Below are 18400 nucleotides of genomic sequence, written 5' to 3' on the forward strand. Positions count from 1 at the left end.
TCGATCATGGGGCCGGTACTGCGCTAAACGCTGGCTCAAACCGTCGGCCGCGGGTGCTTGCGCAGGTACGCGCGCCAAGTCATCGCCCAGCGTGCCGAGTCCTCCAGCGGTGCACTCTGCAACCGGTGGATCGCCTGGTTATGCGGCGAAGTCTTGACGATCTCCGGGTTCGAATAAGCCTCCTCGGATATGTGGGCAAGCACTGCGATCCAGGTGTCCAAGGCCTCCTTGCCGTACATCTCGCCCGGCTCGGGCGTGAAAGGTTCCGGTACCAGCCAGGGGTGATGGCTGCTCCACATCGGGTCAATGCCAAAATCGCTCATGCGGTTCTGCACGTCGGGGACATCGACGCCGGTGTCCTCCTTGAGTCGCTCCAGACTGTAGCGTGTCATCTCCATGCGCGGGCTCGTCGCCTCAGGGTGCGAGCGGGTCACGCCGCGGATCGCCAACAGGCCTTTTTCCATGTAGTTGTTCGCCAGCACGGAGATATCCGCGGCCTCTGCCATGCCCTTTGCGCCCATGGCACGGGACCAGGCGTAAGCCTTGAGAATCACCGGGACGTTGCCCCAGAACTCACGGATCTTGCCGCAACTCTGCGGACGGTCGAAATCAAGGCTGTAGCGCTCGCCGTCGAAGGCCACCAACGGCGCCGGCAGGAACGGTGCAAGTTCTGCCGAACAACCATAGGCCCCCACCGCCGGCCCACCTACCCCACTTTTTGGTGCGCCAAAGGTTTTGTGCAACATGAACATGCACGCATCGAAGCCCAGTTCGCGCGCACGGATCCTGGTCATCGCGCCATTGAAGTTGGCGTGATCGTAGAAACACAAGCCACCCGCGTCATGCACCACCTGCACCCACTCGCGGATGTGCGGGTTGTACACGCCCATGTCATCGGGATTGTTCACCATCAGCGCCGCGGTGCGATGGGACACCGCGGCCTTGAGGGATTCAAGCGATGGGTAGCCGTTCTCCTCGATCATCAGGGTGATCACCTTGAACCCTGCGGCGGCAGCGGTCGCGGCGCTGCTCGGGTGAGTCTGGATCGTGGTGATGATTTCGTTGCGCTGCTCCAGTTCGCCACGGGACGCGTGATAGGCACGGGTCACGGCGCAACTGGTGTACGCGGCGTCGGCACCGCCACCGGCCTGGAAGATGAACTGATCCATCCCGGACAACTCGCGCAGGATCAGGTCCATGCCATGCACCACTTGCAACGCGCCTTGCAGGGTATCTTCGTGCTGATGGGGGTGCACATGGGTGATTTCCGGGCGCCAGGCCATCGCCTCGTTGATCTGGGCGTTGTACTTCATGGTGCAGGTGCCGAACAGGCTGATGTTCATCATGCCCAGGGTCTGCTGCGACAGACGCAAGTAGTGATACAACACCTCGGGCTCGGACATCTCCGGCAATGCCGGTTTGCGCGTACGTCGCATGTTCGCCGGCACCAGGTTGTCGACGTTGCCGACAGCCACCTGGACGTCAGCCTCGGCCTCGGAAAAAATCACCCCGCGACGACCGGGGTAGCCCATTTCCAGAATCACCGGCTCGCTCCAGACCGGAGCATGGTATTGCTTGAGTGGCGTGTTCATTGCGCGATTACCTTCTGCAGTGCAGCGCTCAGGCGCTGGATGTCGGCCTGGGTGTGAATCTCGGTGACGCAGTACAGGGCGCTGGCGCCGAGTTCCGGAAAGTCTTGCGTCAGGTCTTTGCCACCAAAGATGCCAAGTGCGAGCAGCCGCTTGTTGATGTCCTTCACACTCAGCCCGGTACCGTCGAAATTCACCACGAATTCCTTGAAGAAGCCGCCGGGAAAGGTCACTCGCACGCCCGGAATCTCAGCCAGCAGCCTGGCCGCGTAGTGAGCGCGTTGCAGGATGAGCTTGCCGACATCCTCAAAGCCCTGCGGCCCCATCATCGCCATGTACACGGCGTTGGCGATGGCCCACATGTACACCGAGTGGCCGGTCCAGTCGTTACCCTTGTCGCGCAGGCCGTAGGACGATTGTTCGAACAGGCTCAGGCCAAAACCGTATTCGCCAGGCTGGATGGTCTCGGCGATGCTGATAAACAACGTCGGATATTGATGGGCGTACAGTTCTTCGTCACGCGAAGCAATGAAGCCGCTCACACCACCGCCACAGTTCATGTGCACGCCAAGGGGCTGGGTGGTGCCCACGACGATGTCGGCGCCAAAATCAATCGGTGCGGCAAGCACACCCAGGGAAATCGGGTCGACGCCGACAATCACCTCAGCGCCCACAGCATGGGCCATCGCCGCGATCTCGGCACCTTGCTGTTCGATCACGCCGAAGTACGACGGTGTCTCGAAATAGACAGCGGCCGTTTGCGCACCGATCGACGCGCGCAGGTGTTCCAGGTCGAGCAAGCCGGTTTTCGGGTCGTAGTCGATCAGTTGCACAGCGATGTGCCCGGGCATTTCCACGGGTTCGCAATAGTTGCGGATGATCGACAACCGCTCCGGGTCAATCGCCCGTACCACCGCCACTTCGCTGCGCCCGGTAATGCGGGTTGCCATGCGAATGGCGTGGCCCGCGGCGCAACCCCAACTGCGCACCGGCAGACCGACCAGGTCCATGTTCAGCAGTTCGCCGAGCTGGCTGCAGAACTCGAACCAGGCCTGGTTACGGCCGTGGTCGGAGCTCGGCTCGCCGAACACCGAAGTCAGCCATTCGTTGCGCCGCACTACCTCGTCGCACGCCGCCGGGACGTGATGCTGCCAGCAGCCAGCGCCGAGGAAATTGAGGTTCTGCTCGCAGGTCCGATTCTTCGCCAGCGTGCTGACCAGGTGCCGACGCAGCTCGCTCTCATTAAGAGCCGGCGGCAAATCAATCGGACGTTGCAGTCGATGGTCCTCGGGTATCTGTTGGAACAGCGCCTCGATGCTGTCGACACCGATCGAATCGAGCATCTCCTGCTTGAGCGCAGGAACGGAGTTCGCCATATAGGGATGGGCGACGTGATGACTCATAGAGGTATCCTCGTTTTTTCAATGGCAAATGATCAGGATCGAACCCTGAAGAAGACGGACCGGTCAGGTCCCGTGTGCACCTGCAGGTAGCCGCTGAGCATGGCATCGACTTCGGCGTCGCCCGTGTCGACGCGCAGGCAGCCGGCATCAAGGGCAAGCAGCTTGTCCATGGAGGCGATCACGATGAGGTTGTCGCGTCCTGCCCGGCGGATGACTTCGGCGCTGATCTGCTGATTGCCTCGACCGAACAGACTGCCATGGCCGCCGAGAACGCCGACGATGATCCGGGTTTCATGGCCCTCCATCAGGCGGAGCAACTGCTGTTCATTGAGGTCAGCGCCCACCAGCGCGCCGTCCCTCACCGCATCCACCCCGAGCAGCGTCGAAGGCAGGCCAAGTTCGGCCATGACCCGCCGTGTCGTCGTGCCAGGCCCCAGCAGGTACAGGCAACCGGGTTGCATCTCCCTGACAACCTGCCGGGACACTGCGTCGAGGGACATGTGTTCGTTGGTGGCAGAACCGGCCTTGGCGTTTTGCGTCAGGTGGCGCTCGTGCGGGCTGCGGGCGTAGCCGTAAAGCCGTGCCGACACCCGGTCGCTACGCATGGCAGCCTCATCAATGTCCATCACCTCGGCCTCGCGAAATCGCACCGAGGGTTCTGCCGCAACGAAGCGTGCCGCAAGATTCCCGGCATTCTGCGGATTGGTTCCAAACACGGCGGAATACATCTTTACACCCGTCGGGATCCCCAGGATGGGCACGCGATCGCCGACCATTCCCAGCACATCCCGCGCAGTGCCATCACCGCCGGCGAACAGCAGCAGGTCGACCGCTGCGTAAGCCATGACCAGCGCCGCGTTCCGTGTGTCATCAGGGCGGCTCGATCCGGGCGCAGACGAGTACACAACGATCGGGTCAAGGCCGGCGGCCCGTGCGACATCTTCGCCCAGCTCGCCAGAGCCGGTCAGCAGCCGGAACGGCGCCGTCGAAGCCGCCAGCCGCCGCAGCGCAAGCAAAGCCCTCTCACTTGAAACCGGGCGCGCCCCGCGGCGTCTTGCTTCAAACAGGACCTCGGTTCCGTCAGTGCCCTTCAAACCTACAGGCCCGCCCATGCCGGCAACGGGGTTGACGATAAGCCCAAGGGTCTTCCCAGGGGCTGGGTCATGAAATGAAACATCGCTATCACGCTGCTCACGCATTGATCGGTATCCTGTGCTCATCAGCGGCCTCCGGAGCCGGAAAACGCAATTCCGAGGCATTTGCATACGCCTCGTATGTCAAACACAATACGACATACGCTGCGTATGTCAATTAGCATACGAAGCGAATGTCAAATTTCAGAAGGAACACGATTAATGGTGCAGAAGCGTGCGGACATGATTGCGCAGACCCGCGGCAAGCTGATCAAGGCAGCGCGAGAAGCGTTTGCGGCGAAGGGATACGCAGACAGTTCGATGGACGATTTGACCGCCCAGGCGGGTCTGACCCGTGGTGCGCTGTACCACCACTTTGGCGACAAGAAGGGCTTGCTGCAGGCGGTTATCGCCCAGATCGACGACGAGATGATGGAACGTCTGTCGGTGATCATCGACGAAGCGAGCTCGATATGGGACGGATTTGTCGACGAGTCGATCGCCTACATCAAGATGTCCCTGGAGCCGGAAATCCAGCGCATCGTCTTCCTCGACGGGCCGGCGGTGCTGGGCGATCCATCGCAATGGCCGAGCCAGAACGCTTGCATACGCAGCACCCAAAGCAGCTTGGAAAAGCTGATCGATGAAGGCACGATCCGCAGGATCGATCCTGAAGCAACGGCGCGCCTGATCATGGGTGCCCTGCTCGGCGCGTCCTTGTGGATTGCCCATGCCGAGGATCCTCAGGCGGCCAGCGAAAAAGCCATCGAAAGCTTCCAGGTATTGGCTTGCGGATTGCGTCTCAGCAGTCATCCGCTGGATCAGTGACCGGCGTGTGCCCTGCGCCGATTGCCTGCCGGCCCCGCGGCCCGGATCTGCTCGATGTTTTCAAGGAACGTTTTCAGAATGGGTGATCTGTTGTCGGTCCGATAACCCACCGCCAGGTCGATGGCCGGCTGTGTGCCCTTCAGCGGCCTGCTGACAATGGTCCAGGGCAGCAGCGGCTCGACGTAGGCCGGCAGAATGGCAACGCCCCGCGTGGAGCTGATCAGGGAAATCCCGGTGCCGTAGTCGTCCAGCCAGTAGGATGCGTTGACTTGCACGTTGCAGCTGGCGAAATACTGCGCGATGACATCGCGAAGGACATGGGGAATCTCGGAGCAGCCGATGAACGTCTCGCTCGCCAACTCGGCAGGATCGATATCGCTCATCGACGCCAGGCGATGGTCGTTCGGCATGATCACCAGCAATGGCTCTTTCGCGACAACCGCGTAACTGACATCCGGCCGTGGCTCAACGCGCAGAAAGCCAAGGTCGACGTCGCCACGTTGAATAGCATCGGCCAATGAGGGCGATTGCAAGCTGATGACCTTGAATTCGATGTTGGGCAGGTCATGCCGAAGCAAGCGCGTCACGCTCGGCAGCCAGTCCACTTCCTGCCCCGTCAGGAAACCCACCGAAAAGACCTTCTTCGACGGCCGCGCCGCACGTCGAGCGGCCGCCACGGCTTCTTCGGCATGCCTGAGCGCAAGCCTGGCCTGATCCAGGAACGCTATTCCGGCCGGCGTCAGTTCGATGCCCCTGGCTTTGCGCACAAACAGCTGCGTGCCAACCTCCAATTCCAGATCGCGCAGCTGGCGGCTAAGGGACGGCTGCGCGGTATGCAGACGTTTGGTCGCGGCAGAGGTCAGGTTGCCCTCCTCCGCAACGGCAACGAAATAACGAAGGTGACGCAGCTCCATCGAGCGATACCTCTAAGGCATGGGTTTGAGCATATAAAGTCTTTTTAAAGCATCTGCGTTTTGCCTAAATTCTGCCCGACAGATATCAGAATCCGTTAGCGCCAGGCAAGCTCATCGCAGTGCTTTGCGATGCTTATCGGCTATCGACAAAAAAGCCTCCCGCGAAATCGCAAGTTATTCCAACTCACCTAGAGGTCTTTCCAATGGACAAGATTGCACTCATTACCGGCGCCAACCGTGGCCTGGGTCGCAATGCCGCTATCGCCATCGCTGAAAAGGGCAACGACGTCATACTGACTTATCGCAACGGCGAAGCCGAAGCCCGCGACGTGGTCGGGGAAGTCGAACGACTCGGGCGCAAAGCTGTTGCGTTGAAACTCGATGTGAGTGACGTTTCCAGCTTCGGCACATTCGTCGCCAGGCTCTGCGGCGCCCTCCAGCAAGGCTGGGATCGAGCCGACTTCGACTTCCTCCTCAACAACGCGGGTCACGGCGCGATGGCAGCGTTTGCCGAGACCACCGAACAACAATTCGATGAGCTCTTCAATGTGCATGTCAAAGGTGTTTTTTTCCTGACGCAGGCGCTCTTGCCGCTGATCATCGATGGCGGTCGCATCGTCAATTATTCATCAGGGCTGACGCGTGTTTCGTTTCCCGGTTTCTCGGCGTATGCCGCCGCTAAAGGCGCGATCGAAACCCTCACGGTCTACATGGCCAGAGAGCTGGGCGGCCGCGGGATCACGGTAAATACGGTGGCCCCTGGTGCGATTGCGACGGACTTCCTGGGCGGCGCCGTGCGCGACATGCCGGACTTGAATGCACAATTTGCCGGTATGACCGCCCTCGGCCGCGTTGGCGTCCCGGATGACATCGGGCCGATGGTTGCAAGCCTTCTGGCGGATGAGAATCGCTGGATCACCGGGCAGCGCATCGAGGTTTCCGGCGGGCAGACTATCTGATTTCGCGGAAGGTCCAGTGTGGGGGCGAGCCTGCTCGCGATAGGGTTATCACGGTTGATGAAATCGTTGAATGAACTGGCCTCTTCGCGAGCAGGCTCGCTCCCACGGAGTCAGCAGTGGGCTCAATGACGCAGTAGCCTGCGCAACGGCACTCCATCCTTGAGCACCGGCGACTTGATGACGATGTAACTGAAGTATTTGGAGATGCCGATGTTCTTGTCCAGCAACCCTTCGACCACTTCCTGATAATGCTGGATGCTGCACGTCATGAAGCGCACCAGATAATCGTAACCGCCGCTGATCAAGTGGCACTCAAGTACTTCATCGACCAGACGAATATTCGATTCAAACTTGGCGAAGTCTTCGCGTTTATGGTCGCTGAGGGTGATTTCGGTAAATACGGTGACCGAGTCGGTAATCTTTGCCAGGTTCAGATGTGCCCTGTAGCCGGAAATATAGCCGGCCGATTCGAGGCGTTTGACCCGCTGCAGGCAGGGGCTGGAGGACAGTCCAACGGCATCGGCGAGGCTGACATTGGTCATCCGACCGTCCTTTTGAAGTTCAACCAGGATACTGATATCTATTCGGTCTAGTTTTATTAAACCTTCCATCGCGACCCCTCGGTTGTCTTCAGGTTGACAGTGGTTTTAGCAAATTCAACGGCGCAAAGATAGCTGATGCTGAGCGACGAGGTCGGCCATGCTGGTGATGTAGAAATCGGCGCAATATTGTTGATTTTCAGGCTCATGGCCGCGGCGAATCAGGCACAAGCCAGCCGACTTCGGCGGTTGTGCAGGCGGTCTGGAGACTTGCATGATTTTCTCCGGCTTCAGTTGGTTCTGCAGCAGCCATGCCTCGTCCTCCAACGGATTGCAGGCTCGCGAATGCAGGTCCTCGGGGGGGATGCCCAAGCGCTCGCAGAGCTGGTCGCGATCCTCGGCATCACGATCGCAGTACACCAGCAACCGGTAGAATTTGCGCAAATACAACATGGCACCTGGCGCGTCTTCGAACAACGACCAGCTGCCGGCTGATCGGGCAAAGCTCATGCCCTCTTCCCAGCTGACCTTGAGCCCCAGGCGCTCCGCCAGCTGGCGGTGGGCAAAACACAACAAACCGCTGAAGCCGAGATCGGAAAAACGCGGATAAAGCCCACGTACCGCCTCGTAGAACTCCGCCAACACTTGCTCCTTGCCGGGCATGCCCGGGCGGTTTTCGAGCAAGGGTTGCAAGGCCGTCCAGACACCGGAATCCCGATCGACCAGGACTTCGTCGCAGTCGATCAGCAGCGCGCGATAATCAGTCAGGTGCATGTGTCGCCTCCCATGGTGTATTCAAATCCATATGCCCTTGATGCCCCGGTCGACACATCGCTACAACTTGTCGACCGGCACCGGAGACTAATCCAATATCCGCAGCAATGCGGTTTCAAGGATGGCCAGCGCTTCGTCGATCTGGCTTTCTTCGGTGACCAGGGGAGCAAGGAAGCGCAGGACATTGCGGTACACCCCGCATTTGATCACCAACAGCCCGCCAATCCGTGCCTGGTCGATCAATTGTTGAGTGAGTTCGGCATCGGGGCTACGGGCCTCATCGTCCTTGATCAACTCGATGGCCAGCATGAAGCCGGTGCCGCGCACATCACCGATGCGCGGGTGACGTGCCTGCAAGCGCAGCAGGCCCTGGCGCAGCCGCTCGCCCAGGACCTGGCCACGCTCAAGCAACTGCTCCTGCTCATAAGCCTCGATCACCGCCAATGCCGCGGCACACGCCAAGGCATTACCGCCGTAGGTGCCGCCGAGGCCACCGGGCAGTGGCGCGTCCATGATGTGCGCACGCCCCACCACACCGGAGATGGGCAACCCACCGGCCAAGCTCTTGGCGACGGTGACCAGGTCCGGCTGGATGCCGGCGTGCTGGAAGCCGAACCATTTGCCGGTACGCCCGAAGCCGGTCTGGATTTCGTCGAGGATGAGCACAATGCCGTGCTGCTCGGTCAAGGCTCGCAGCGCCTGGAGAAATTCTGGTGGAGCGCTGAGGAAGCCGCCATCGCCCTGCACTGGCTCGATGATGATCGCCGCGACTCGGTCCGGAGCAACCTGAGTCGCAAGCAATTCGTTGAGTGCCTGCAACGCCATCGCACTGCTGAAACCGCGATAGGCATTCGGGTATGGCGTATGGAAGACCTCCGGCGCCAGCGGTCCGAAGTTCTGCTTGTAGGGCTGGCTCATGCCCGTCAGCGTCGTCCCCAGTAAAGTACGCCCATGGAAACCGCCCCGGAAGGCAATGACGGCGGGACGATTGGTATGCGCCCGGGCGATCTTCACCGCGTTCTCCACCGCTTCCGCGCCGGAAGTGAACAGCGCCGCCTTGCAGGCTTGCTGGCCACCCACCAATGCGCACAGGCGCTTGACCAAGTCGATATAGGGTTTGTAGGCCACCACTTGGAAACAGGCATGACTGACTTTCTGCAATTGGGCCTGCACCGCCGCGATCACCTTCGGGTGGTTATGGCCGATGTTCAACACGCCGATACCACCGACGAAGTCCAGATAGCGCGCCCCATCCACGTCCCACACTTCTGCCCCCTGGGCCCGGTCGATGACCAGCGGATGGGCGGTGACCAACCCCCGCGGCACGAATTGATCGCGTTGCAGAAGCAGGCTCGGGGTTTCCTCGACTTTACTGTTCATGGCGTCTCCGACAGTGGATCAGGCAACCGGAAAACGGCTGCGATGTGTTCCACAGGTTAAGCGTTCGACACAATTGTCTAAGCCGAACTTGGCCCCTGGGAAATTCGGATCGACTGTTTTCACCCCGGCAAACAGCAGAATCCTTCAGCCGGCTGCAGCCCCATGGAATCTGCCGGCAGACGCCCTATACAAAGCAGTGTCGGGTGATTACGCAGGCTGTTTCGATACATCCTGCTTTGCCACTCGGGCATGCTGGATGTTCCCTATCCAGTAAGAGAAGTGACCCATGGCCCTGCTGTATAAAGCCGATCCGGTACGCGGCGAACAATGGAAACGTCTGTTCGCCGCGCACGCTCCGGACATCGAATGGCGCGCCTGGCCGGACATCGGCGACCCGAGGGACATTCGCTTCCTTGCCGCCTGGCAGGCGCCGGATGACCTCGAAACACTGCTACCGAACCTTGAGGTGCTGTTCGCCTTGTCGGCCGGGGTCGATCAGCTTGAGCTAGACCGTCTGCCCGCGTCCCTTCCGATAGTTCGTCTACTCGATCCAGGCATCACCCGGGGCATGTGCGAGTACGCCAGCTTCGCCGTGCTCAGCCTGCACCGGGATATGCTCCGTTATCGCCAGCAACAGATCGCTCGCTGCTGGCAGGCGCACTTGCTGCAGCCGGCGGCCCAGCGTCGGGTCGGGGTCATGGGGCTCGGCATGCAGGCCCGGGAGATTCTGGCGACCTTGCAGACCTTCGGCTTCGCCTTGTCAGGTTGGGCACGTAGCGAGCATCGCATCGCCGGGGTGGATTGCTTTGCCGGTGACGCACAGCTCCCGGCGTTCCTCGGCCAATGCGACATCGTGATTTGCGTCCTGCCATTGACCGAGCAGACCCAAGGGATTCTCAACCGCCAGCTGTTCAGACAGCTGCCAAAAGGCGCTGCCCTGGTCAACATGGGTCGCGGCGGGCACCTGATAGAAAAGGATCTGCTCGAGGCCCTGGCCAGCGGCCAACTCAGTGCGGCGGTGCTCGACGTCCTGCAACAGGAGCCGGCAGCGCCGGATCACCCGTTCTGGCAGCATCCACAGATATTGCTGACGCCGCACATCGCGGCGATGACCCAACCTGAAAGTGCCTTCGGCGTGTTGCTGGACAATATCCGCCGACAGCAGCGCGGCGAATCGATGCTCGGCCAGATTGACCGCCAGCGCCATTACTGATTGTCCTTGCCCACGCAGTAACGAAACAGCGGCGAAACCGGCTGATATTTGCTGCTGAGCCTGCCGCAGATTTGAGCAATAACTGCGGCGCTTGAAGCCGCAACTTAGGCAATCTGCCGAATCAATGCCCGCCTCTTGTCAGGCCTGGCGGCAGGTGAGATATCAATCCTTTGAGCGGCGAAATCCGCCCGGTCACGCGCCCTCGTCTACGGAGATCTGTCATGTCCAACTCGCAACCCCCGGCCTATGCCTATCGCCCTATGACCGCTGCCGATGTGGCCGCGGCCCATGCCTTGTCCGTGCAGTTGAAATGGCCCCATCGGCTGGAGGACTGGGCCATGCTGGAGCGTGTCTCCCAGGGTTTCGTCGCCGAGGACAACGGCCGCCTGATCGGCACGGCGTTCACCTGCCCGCAGGGAGCTTACGCCACGATCGGCCTGGTGATCGTCAGCGATGAATATCAGGGCCAGGGCATCGGTCGCAAGCTGATGGAGCTGGCGCTTCAGGCGTGCGGGCCGCGGACTGCCATGCTTAATGCGACGTTGGCCGGCGCGCCCCTTTATGCCAGCCAGGGATTCGTTGACTTTGGCCATATCCAACAACATCAAGGGAACGTGCTGCCCCCGGCTCCCGCGAACCTGATACCGGGTGAGCGCTGCCGGCACCTGACCGAAGCCGACCGGAACCAACAGATCCGCCTGGCCAACGCCGGCAGTGGCCTGGACAGGCGCGCCGTGCTCGATGACCTGTTCGATTGCGTCGAGGCTGCGGTGGGTATCGAACGCGATGGTCAACTGCGCGCGTTCGCTATCCTGCGGCCATTCGGTCGTGGTCGTTACATCGGCCCGGTGATTGCAGAAAATCCACAGCAGGCCAAGCACTTGATCGCGCTGCTGTTGGCTCAGGTGCCGGATGCCTTCGTACGCATGGATGTATCGCCCGACAGCGGACTGGGTCCATGGCTGGAAGAAGCCGGACTGAAGCAGGTCGACACCGTCGCTCAGATGGTCCGTGGCACCCCGCCCCAGGCTAGCAGCGGCGTACAGCAGTTTGCGCTGGTGAGCCAGGCCATCGGCTGAAGCCCTGCATCACCGCTACACCACTCACTATCCTGGAGAACCACCCTCATGCCAGAACCCACAGCCGTGCTGTTGGCCCATGCCAACGGCACCCGCGCGTCAACAGCATTTACCAGTGGCTCATTGGGCGCCAACGACCCGTTCGACAGGCAGATTGCCTATGTCGGGACCGATGACATTGCTGCCGGCGTTGTCCAGGCAAGCGGACAATTCAGCGTCGATCAATACCCCTACAGTGAAACGATTGTGGTCCACATCGGACAGGTCACCCTGCAGAGCCAGGAACATTCGCTGCAACTCAATCCGGGCGACAGCGCCGTGATTGCCCGCGGCACATCGATTCGGATCGAGGCACAACCCGGCTCGCTCTGGGCATTCTGCGCCGATACCCAGCCTGTTGAAGCGGGCAATATCGGGCTGACCGCTCTCCCTCCCCACACGTTGCTCTCACCTTCGACGCCACCGAGTGAAGAATTGCTGCTGAGCCCGACACCGCAATGTCGCTCGAACAATCTGTTTGTCGAGGGCGCGACCAACCTGCGCATCGGCGTCTGGGATTCGACTCCCTATACCCGCAGAGCGAGGCCGCACACGATGCATGAGCTGATGCACCTGATCGAGGGCAGCATCAGTCTCCAGCTCGACGATGGCACGGCTTTGGCGGTGAAGACTGGCGATACCGTGTTTGTGCCCAAGGGGGCTCCTTGCGCCTGGAAGAGCAGCGTCTATGTGCGCAAGGTCTACGTCTGCAAGTGATGGTGGGGTTTTCCGTGGTGTGAATATCCGTTACCCCAGCAACGGATATTCATACCAATAGCCAGCCCGTGACAGATCAACCCAGACGACGGAGCGCGTGACAAGCACATCACTTCCAACCGACACTCACTGTCTCAAAAAACAACGACAACGCCCATGTACCCTTCACTCTCCTCCCTGACCCCCTGCAACCTCGACGCCCTTCTCCAAAGCCTGCAGGCCATCGCACCGCTGCTCGACACCCTCACCGATACGGTGTTCTTTATCAAGGACAACCAGGCCCGCTACGCCTTCGTCAACCAGACCCTGGCCCGGCGCTGCGGCTTCAAGGAGCGCAACGACCTGCTTGGCCTCACCGCCGAACAAGTATTCCCGGCGCGCTTCGGCCCGCTGTACACCGAACAGGACCGTCGAGTGCTCGCCAGTGGGCAAGTGTTGGCCGACCAACTCGAACTGCATCTTTATTACGGCAACCAACCGGTGTGGTGCCTGACCCATAAATTGGCCCTGCACGACCCCGCCGGCCGGATCGTTGGCCTGGCCGGGATCTCCCGGGACTTGCAGCTGCCACAATCGAGCCACCCGGCGTTCCATAAGCTGGCGGCGGTGGACGCGCACATCAAGCGCCACTTCGCCCGCACCATCAGCCTGGCCGAGCTGACTGCCATCGCCGGGTTGTCGGCGGCGCAACTGGAGCGACACTGCAAGCGCATCTTCCAACTCACACCCCGGCAGATGATTCACAAGGCACGCCTGGAAGAAGCCTCGCGGTTGCTGCTGGACCAAGACTTGCCCATCACCGAGATCGCCCTGCGCTGCGGCTACACCGATCACAGCGCGTTCAGTCGCCAGTTCCGCGCGCTGACCAGCCTTTCGCCCAGCCAGTATCGAGAGAACCAGCGCTGACGGCTGTTCCTTTATCGGGCATCGGCAAGCACCACTGCTCCCATCTGTAACACCGCACTCGCCGCACCTGCGCGCCAGCCCCCCAGGCTGCAATCTGCAACTATCGGCAGATCAACGGCTTACTAACGGGCGGGCAAAAAAACGAAAACAGGCACGTCGATTGCTTATTTAATATCGTATACGAAATCCTCAATACGATATTTCCAGCATTTATTCGACAGCGAGGCATTTATGAAAAACCCTGCACTGGCCGTAGCCCTCGGCGTGGTTCTGTTTCCCCTGCTAGCCCTTCCCGCCCATGCCGACAAACTCGACGACATCATCGGCTCGGGAAAACTGCGCTGCGCGGTGACACTGGACTTCCCACCGATGGGCTTTCGTGATGAAAGCAACAAACCAACTGGATTCGACGTGGACTATTGTCACGATCTGGCGAAGGTTCTCGGCGTCGACGCGGAGGTCGTGGAAACGCCGTTCTCCGATCGAATTCCCGCACTGCTTTCAGGCCGCGCAGATGTCATCGTCGCCTCCACGTCCGACACCCTGGAGCGGGCCAAGACCGTCGGCCTGACCGTGCCCTACTTCGCTTTCCAGATGGTCGTGCTGACCCGTGACGACACTGGCATCAACGGCTACGCCGACCTCAAGGGCAAGAAACTCGGCAACACCAGCAGCACCTATGAAGCCATCGCCCTGGAGAAAGACCAGAAGAGCTGGGGCAGCGGCAGTTTCCGTGCCTATCAATCGCAGAACGACACGCTGCTGGCCGTCGCCCAGGGGCACATCGATGCCACTGTCGTGACCAATACCGTCGCTGCCGCGACCATCAAGTCGGGCAAGTACAAGGGCCTGAAGATCGCCGGAGACGCGCCTTACGTCATCGACTACGTATCCCTCGGTGCCAAACGCAACGAATACGGCCTGCTCAATTACCTCAACCTGTTCGTCAACCAGCAGGTGCGCACCGGCCGCTACAAGGAGCTCTTCATCAAATGGGTCGGCAGCGACATCCCGCCGGCCAACCTGACCGTGCCGCAGGTTTATTACTGAGGATCGCGGCATGCCGAGCACGCCTATCCGCCTGCAGGGCCGCAGCCTGGTCGAGGGTGCCGCCGAGGGCAGCCTGTTGTTCGCCGATGTCGGCCTGAGCTTCTGGGGCGGGGTTGATCCGGCCACGGGCGAAGTCATCGACCGACACCACCCGCTCAGTGGCGAGCGCCTGGCCGGGCGCGTGCTGGCGATTCCCAGCGGGCGCGGCTCCTGCACCGGCAGCAGCGTGTTGATGGAACTGATCAGCAACGGCCATGCACCGGCGGCACTGGTGCTGGCCGAAGCCGATGAAATCCTGACCCTGGGCGTGCTCGTCGCCGAGGTGGTTTTCCAGCGCTCGCTGCCGGTGCTGTGTATCGGCAGCGAGGCGTTCAGCGGCCTGCGCGGCCAGGGCTTCGGGCGCATCGAAGGCAACTGCCTGACTTTGTCCGGGCGTCGGCCCAACGACCATTGGCGTGGGGAAAATACCTGCGCGCAGCCGTTCACGCCCTCGACCGTGCGCTTGAACGAACGGGACCAGGCGTTGCTGGACGGGGTCCATGGCAAGGCCGTCCAGGTGGCGATGCAGATCGTCCTGCGCATGGCCGAGATCCAGGGCGCCGGACAGCTGCTCGACATCACCCAGGCCCACATCGACGGCTGCATCTATACCGGCCCGGCCAGCCTGCGTTTTGCCGAACAACTGGTGCAGTGGGGCGCAAAGGTATGCGTACCCACCACCCTCAATTCGATTTCCGTGGATCAGCGCCGCTGGCGTGAGCTCGGCGTCGATCCGGCCCTGGGCGAGCCGGCCAGTGCCTTGGGCGACGCCTACATGGCAATGGGCGCGCAATTGAGCTTCACTTGTGCGCCCTACCTGCTCGATACCGCGCCAACGGCGGGCGAGCAGATCGTCTGGGCCGAGTCCAACGCGGTGGTCTACGCCAACAGCGTGCTCGGTGCGCGGACGCAGAAATACCCGGACTTCCTCGATATCTGCATCGCCTTGTGTGGCCGCGCGCCGTTGGCCGGCTGTCATCTCGACGACCAGCGCAAGGCCGGCCTGATCGTCGAGGTGCCCAGGCTCGAATCAGCGGATGACAGCTTCTACCCGCTGCTTGGCTACCACGTTGGCAGCCTCACGGGACGGAGTATCCCGCTGATCCGAGGCCTGGAAGACGCCGCGCCGACCCTGGACGACCTCAAAGCCTTCGGCGCCGCGTTCGCCACCACCAGCGCGGCGCCGTTGTTCCACATCGCCGGGGTGACGCCGGAGGCGATGGACCCCGCCCAGGTCCTGGATCACGACGCCGTGTTATCGGTGAAAACCGTGGACGCGACGGGACTGCTTGCCAGTTGGCGCGAGCTCAACAGCGCCCGGCACAGCCATGTGGATGTGGTTTCCCTGGGTAACCCGCACTTCTCCCTGAGCGAATTCGCCACGCTGGCGAACATCTGCGCGGGACGAACCAGGCACCCCGACGTGGTAGTGGCGATCACCTGCGGTCGCGCCGTGCTGGAGCAGGCTCGCCAGGCCGGTCACCTGGAGCCCATCGAAGCGTTCGGCGCGACACTGGTCACCGACACCTGCTGGTGCATGTTGGGTGAGCCGGTGATCCCTCCGGCCGCCACGACCCTGATGACCAATTCCGGCAAGTACGCCCACTACGCACCCGGCCTGGTGGGGCGCGGCGTGCACTTCGCCAGTCTCGGGGCTTGCGTCGAGGCCGCCTGTACCGCCACGGCCAGCGGCCAGCCGCCGCAGTGGTTGCAACCCATCGCACGCAAGGGAAACCCGAGCCATGTTTGACTACAGCTTCCAATGGCGCCCGGCCTTGCGCGCGCTGCCCGACATGCTCGCCGGCGCCTGGGTGACCTTCGAAACGGCCGCACTGTCGATGATTTTCGGGGTGCTGATCGCCCTGCTCCTGACGGTGATGCGCCAGGCCCGTCATCCGTTGTTGCGCGGCGTTGGCAACGGTTGGGTATCGATCGCCCGCAACACGCCGTCGCTGTTCCAGATCTACATCCTCTACTTCGGTCTCGGTTCCCTCGGCCTGCACGTCAGCTCGTGGTTTGCGTTGCTGGCCGGTATTACCTTCAACAACGCCGGCTATCTGGCCGAGAACTTTCGCGGTGGCCTCAAGGCGGTGCCGGGCACGCAGATGCGCGCCGCCCGTTCTCTGGGCATGAGCGCGTTCCAGGCCTACCGGATGATCATCGTCCCGCAGTTGCTGCGCATCGTCTTCTACCCGCTGACCAACCAGATGGTCTGGGCGGTGCTGATGACGTCCCTGGGCGTGGTGGTCGGCTTGAACAACGACCTCACCGGCGTGACCCAGGAATACAACGTCAAGACCTTCCGCACCTTCGAATACTTCGCCCTCGCGGCGCTGCTCTATTACCTGATCGCCAAGCTGATCGTCGGGCTGGCCCGGCTGTTGTCCTGGCGGCTGTTTCGTTATTGAGGGCTGGTCATGTTTTCCACAAGCCTTACCGTTAATGACGTGCTGTACCTGCTCGAGGGTGCCTGGGTCACGGTGCAATTGACCGCGTGGTCGATCCTGCTGGGCACCGTCGCCGGCTTGCTGTTCGGCCTGCTGCGGGCGTTGCTGCCCCGCGCCAGCCTGCCGTTGGCCTGGGTATTGGACGTGTTTCGCAGTGTGCCGTTGCTGATCCAGTTCGTGCTGTTCAATTCGCTCAAGAGCATCGTCGGCCTGGACCTCAGTGCCTTCGCCGTCGGTTGCATCGTGCTCGGCGTCTATGCCGCCGCGTACTTCACCGAAATCGTCCGCGGTGGCGTGCTGGCGGTGCCGCTGAGCACCCGGCGGGCCAGTCGATCCCTGGGCTTGAGCTACGTGCAGGACTTGCGCTTCATCGTCCTGCCGATCGCCACGCGGGTGGCCTTCCCCGGCTGGTTGAACCTGGTGCTGGGGGTGATGAAAGACACCGCCCTGGTGATGTGGATCGGCATCGTCGAATTGCTCCGCGCCTCGCAGACCATTGTCACGCGGATTCAAGAACCCCTGCTGGTGCTGTGCATCGCGGGCCTCATCTACTACGTCATGAGCCTGGTGGTCGCCCGCCTCGGCGCGCGCCTGGAAAGAAGGTGGCAGGAAAATGATTGAGATCGAAAACGTGCACAAATCCTTCGGCAACCTGGAGGTGGTCAAGGGCGTCAGCCTGACGGTGGACAAGGGCGAAGTCGTCTCGATCATCGGCGGCTCCGGCTCCGGCAAATCGACCCTGCTGATGTGCATCAACGGCCTGGAGCCGATCCAGAAAGGCAGCATCCGCGTGGACGGCGTGGAGGTCCACGACAGCGCCACCGACCTCAATCGCTTGCGGCAGAAGATCGGCATTGTCTTCCAGCAATGGAACGCTTTTCCCCACCTCACCGTACTGGAAAACGTCATGCTCGCGCCGCGCAAGGTACTGGGCAAGAGCAGACAGGACGCCGAGGCGCTGGCGGTGCGCCAGCTTGAGCACGTTGGCCTCGGCGACAAGCTCAAGGCCTTCCCCGGCAAGCTGTCCGGCGGCCAGCAACAGCGCATGGCCATCGCTCGGGCGCTGGCGATGTCGCCCGACTACATGCTGTTCGACGAGGCCACTTCGGCGCTGGACCCGCAACTGGTGGGTGAGGTGCTGGACACCATGCGCATGCTGGCCGAGGACGGCATGACCATGGTGCTGGTGACGCACGAGATCCGCTTCGCCCGCGACGTCTCCGACCGGGTGGCGTTCTTTTGCAATGGGCGAGTTCATGAGATCGGCCCGCCGGACCAGGTAATCGGCAATCCGCAGCAGCCGGAGACGGCGGCGTTTCTGAAATCGGTGAAATAGCGAATGGCCCTTTCGCGAGCAGGCTCGCTCCCACAGGGTTCAATGGGTACACAAG

General features: G+C 61.6%; 18 protein-coding genes. 11 read left to right on the forward strand and 7 right to left on the reverse strand.

Translation table 11 applies throughout. The annotated features are described in order from the left end of the window. Positions 1 to 35 precede the first annotated feature (35 nt). The 3 genes from gcvPB to ACE04F_RS17275 are packed head-to-tail and all read right to left on the reverse strand — an operon-like array spanning position 36 to position 4191. The gene (gcvPB, locus tag ACE04F_RS17265) at positions 36 to 1592 is read right to left on the reverse strand and encodes an aminomethyl-transferring glycine dehydrogenase subunit GcvPB (RefSeq protein ID WP_486108539.1); all 1557 of its coding nucleotides are present in this window, start codon (positions 1590 to 1592) and stop codon (positions 36 to 38) included. Further along, entirely contained in the window at positions 1589 to 2992 is a 1404-nt protein-coding gene (gene gcvPA, locus ACE04F_RS17270) for an aminomethyl-transferring glycine dehydrogenase subunit GcvPA (RefSeq protein WP_486108541.1), read from the reverse strand. The genes gcvPB and gcvPA overlap by 4 nt, the downstream gene beginning before the upstream one ends. Positions 2993 to 3024: 32 nt before the next feature. Beyond that, positions 3025 to 4191 (reverse strand): ATP-NAD kinase family protein, encoded by a 1167-nt coding sequence (locus ACE04F_RS17275; protein ID WP_486108543.1) that lies wholly within the window; start codon positions 4189 to 4191, stop codon positions 3025 to 3027. 156 nt (positions 4192 to 4347) lie between these two features. Here ACE04F_RS17275 and ACE04F_RS17280 point away from each other — a divergent pair, with 156 nt between their 5' ends. Continuing rightward, positions 4348 to 4953 carry a TetR/AcrR family transcriptional regulator gene (locus ACE04F_RS17280; protein WP_486108545.1) on the forward strand — a complete coding sequence of 202 codons (606 nt, stop codon included), beginning with the start codon at positions 4348 to 4350 and terminating at the stop codon, positions 4951 to 4953. Here the strand turns inward: ACE04F_RS17280 and ACE04F_RS17285 are convergent. After that, on the reverse strand, positions 4947 to 5867 hold the full coding sequence (locus ACE04F_RS17285) for a LysR substrate-binding domain-containing protein (RefSeq protein ID WP_486108547.1): 921 nt from the start codon (positions 5865 to 5867) through the stop codon (positions 4947 to 4949). The two genes, ACE04F_RS17280 and ACE04F_RS17285, sit on opposite strands and share 7 nt — an antisense overlap. A 203-nt stretch (positions 5868 to 6070) precedes the next feature. On the opposite strand from ACE04F_RS17285, the gene ACE04F_RS17290 reads away from it, so the two are divergent. Beyond that, positions 6071 to 6826: an SDR family NAD(P)-dependent oxidoreductase gene (locus ACE04F_RS17290; RefSeq protein ID WP_486108576.1), complete on the forward strand. Its 756-nt coding sequence runs from the start codon at positions 6071 to 6073 to the stop codon at positions 6824 to 6826. 122 nt (positions 6827 to 6948) lie between these two features. Here ACE04F_RS17290 and ACE04F_RS17295 read toward each other — a convergent pair whose 3' ends face one another. The 3 genes from ACE04F_RS17295 to gabT form a co-directional block, all read right to left on the reverse strand. After that, positions 6949 to 7437, reverse strand: coding sequence for an Lrp/AsnC family transcriptional regulator (locus ACE04F_RS17295; RefSeq protein WP_434623723.1), 489 nt, complete (start codon positions 7435 to 7437; stop codon positions 6949 to 6951). A 45-nt stretch (positions 7438 to 7482) separates the two neighbouring features. After that, entirely contained in the window at positions 7483 to 8139 is a 657-nt protein-coding gene (locus ACE04F_RS17300; protein ID WP_486108550.1) for an HAD family hydrolase, read from the reverse strand. An 87-nt stretch (positions 8140 to 8226) separates the two neighbouring features. Beyond that, positions 8227 to 9519, reverse strand: a complete 1293-nt coding sequence (gabT, locus tag ACE04F_RS17305) for a 4-aminobutyrate--2-oxoglutarate transaminase (RefSeq protein ID WP_486108552.1) — start codon at positions 9517 to 9519, stop codon at positions 8227 to 8229. A gap of 286 nt (positions 9520 to 9805) precedes the next feature. Between gabT and ACE04F_RS17310 the strand changes: the two genes are divergently transcribed. From ACE04F_RS17310 to ACE04F_RS17350, 9 genes are all read left to right on the forward strand, one after another. Next, positions 9806 to 10732: a 2-hydroxyacid dehydrogenase gene (locus ACE04F_RS17310; RefSeq protein WP_486108554.1), complete on the forward strand. Its 927-nt coding sequence runs from the start codon at positions 9806 to 9808 to the stop codon at positions 10730 to 10732. A gap of 221 nt (positions 10733 to 10953) precedes the next feature. Next, positions 10954 to 11811, forward strand: coding sequence for a GNAT family N-acetyltransferase (locus ACE04F_RS17315; protein ID WP_486108556.1), 858 nt, complete (start codon positions 10954 to 10956; stop codon positions 11809 to 11811). A gap of 48 nt (positions 11812 to 11859) precedes the next feature. Continuing rightward, positions 11860 to 12567, forward strand: a complete 708-nt coding sequence (locus ACE04F_RS17320; protein ID WP_486108558.1) for a cupin domain-containing protein — start codon at positions 11860 to 11862, stop codon at positions 12565 to 12567. Positions 12568 to 12723: 156 nt separating this feature from the next. Further along, positions 12724 to 13473, forward strand: coding sequence for an AraC family transcriptional regulator (locus ACE04F_RS17325; protein ID WP_486108560.1), 750 nt, complete (start codon positions 12724 to 12726; stop codon positions 13471 to 13473). A gap of 231 nt (positions 13474 to 13704) precedes the next feature. After that, entirely contained in the window at positions 13705 to 14523 is an 819-nt protein-coding gene (locus ACE04F_RS17330) for an ABC transporter substrate-binding protein (protein WP_486108562.1), read from the forward strand. A gap of 10 nt (positions 14524 to 14533) precedes the next feature. Then, entirely contained in the window at positions 14534 to 16312 is a 1779-nt protein-coding gene (gene lhpI, locus ACE04F_RS17335; protein WP_486108564.1) for a cis-3-hydroxy-L-proline dehydratase, read from the forward strand. Then, positions 16305 to 16970: an amino acid ABC transporter permease gene (locus ACE04F_RS17340; RefSeq protein ID WP_434568542.1), complete on the forward strand. Its 666-nt coding sequence runs from the start codon at positions 16305 to 16307 to the stop codon at positions 16968 to 16970. The genes lhpI and ACE04F_RS17340 overlap by 8 nt, the downstream gene beginning before the upstream one ends. A gap of 9 nt (positions 16971 to 16979) precedes the next feature. Further along, entirely contained in the window at positions 16980 to 17630 is a 651-nt protein-coding gene (locus ACE04F_RS17345) for an amino acid ABC transporter permease (protein ID WP_434568543.1), read from the forward strand. Next, positions 17623 to 18345: an amino acid ABC transporter ATP-binding protein gene (locus ACE04F_RS17350; RefSeq protein WP_486108567.1), complete on the forward strand. Its 723-nt coding sequence runs from the start codon at positions 17623 to 17625 to the stop codon at positions 18343 to 18345. Before ACE04F_RS17345 ends, ACE04F_RS17350 begins: the two co-directional genes overlap by 8 nt. The last annotated feature ends 55 nt before the right edge of the window (positions 18346 to 18400 follow it).

It is taken from the genome of Pseudomonas sp. AGC41, from assembly GCF_057334555.1.